Here is a 1,360-nt window from a genome sequence, read left to right as displayed (position 1 = left end):
AAGGGTCATCGGTGAGATCTCCTCTGGTGAGTACTTGGCGGTACACACCGAGCATCTCGCCGATGACCCCTCTACGTCAGGGAGCCACACCCACTCCCCAAACCCCACCACTCCACGGGACTCTTACTGCAATACCCCGGAAACATGAGCGCAGCAGTTGGGAAATCCTTGCGGCGCACCATCTCTCGCATGCAGCGCCACACCCGCACCGTCCGTCGCCTGACCGCCCCCGAGCTCACCCCCCGCGCAGGAAGCGGATCCGGAGGTGACTGCCGTGGTTGAGTGCATCGATCTGGCGTCGTTCTGCCCAGCCGACCGACTGCCTGCGTGGCACGAACTGATCTGGCGCAGTTACGTGCGCTTGGACATCACTGCGACCGTCGACGAGCCCGGGCGCTTCGCTGGTGCGATCAGGACGGCGCAGCTCGGCGACATGCGAATCGCGTCGAGCAGCTCCTCTGCTGCTCACCGGATCTCCCGACCCCGGCGTCTGACCGGTCAAGGCGACGAGCGTCTGATCATGCTCGGCCGTCAGGTGAGCGGGCGGGGTCGGGTTCGCCAAGCGGGCTCGGAGGCCCACCTGGATGTCGGCGACTTCGTCCTGTGGGACACCGAGTCGCCCTACGACATCCAGTTCACAAAGGATTGGGGCATGCAGGTCTTCCAGTTCCCGCAACGGCGTCTCCCGCTCGCGGAGCGAGATGCACCCCAGGTTCTCGGACGCACCTTCTCGACCACCGACCCGTTCTTTCGCGGGGTCTCGCGCTACCTCGGTTCGTTGACCGAGCTCGACGAAGAATTCACTCCCAACTTGGTGGCCCAATCGTCGATCGACCTGATCACCGCGGCCGTTGAGCGACGCTGCGATCTCCCGCGGCCCACCTCTCGGCCCACCTCTCGGCCCCACGCGGAACTGCGTCGAAGAGCACTCGCCCACGTCGAGGCACACCTGGTTGACCCGTCCCTGTCCGCCGCAGCGATCGCCCGCGCGACCAACGTCTCCGTCCGCAGCCTGCATCGGGTTTTCACCGGGCAAGAGATGACCCTTGCGCAAGAGATCCGCGCCCGCCGAATGCGTCGCATCCAGCATGACCTGACCGATCCGCGACTCGCGTCGCGGACGATCGAATCCATCGCTCGCCGCTGGGGCTACCCCAATCCAGCCCACTTCAGCCGAGAGTTCACCCGACACTTCGGCGTCTCACCAGCACGTTGGCGGTCAAGTCCCGGGAGTGTCCGGCTAACGGTGTAAGTGGCGTTTGCATGGTCAGCGGTCCTCCGCCGCGGGCATGCGGTCGGCGAAGGTGATGGCGAACGCGTTCAGTGCTGGCTTCCACCTAGTGACCCATCTTCTCTGTCC

General features: G+C 65.2%; 1 protein-coding gene. It reads left to right on the top strand.

The features are described 5' to 3' along the window. Nucleotides 1-274: 274 nt before the first annotated feature. Nucleotides 275-1,252 carry an AraC-like ligand-binding domain-containing protein gene (locus GGG17_RS02715; protein ID WP_154592265.1) on the top strand — a complete coding sequence of 326 codons (978 nt, stop codon included), beginning with the start codon at nt 275-277 and terminating at the stop codon, nt 1,250-1,252. The last annotated feature ends 108 nt before the right edge of the window (nt 1,253-1,360 follow it).

It is taken from the genome of Arsenicicoccus cauae, from assembly GCF_009707125.1.
GTDB lineage: Bacteria > Actinomycetota > Actinomycetes > Actinomycetales > Dermatophilaceae > Arsenicicoccus > Arsenicicoccus cauae.
This window is presented reverse-complemented; position numbering and strand designations above follow the sequence as displayed.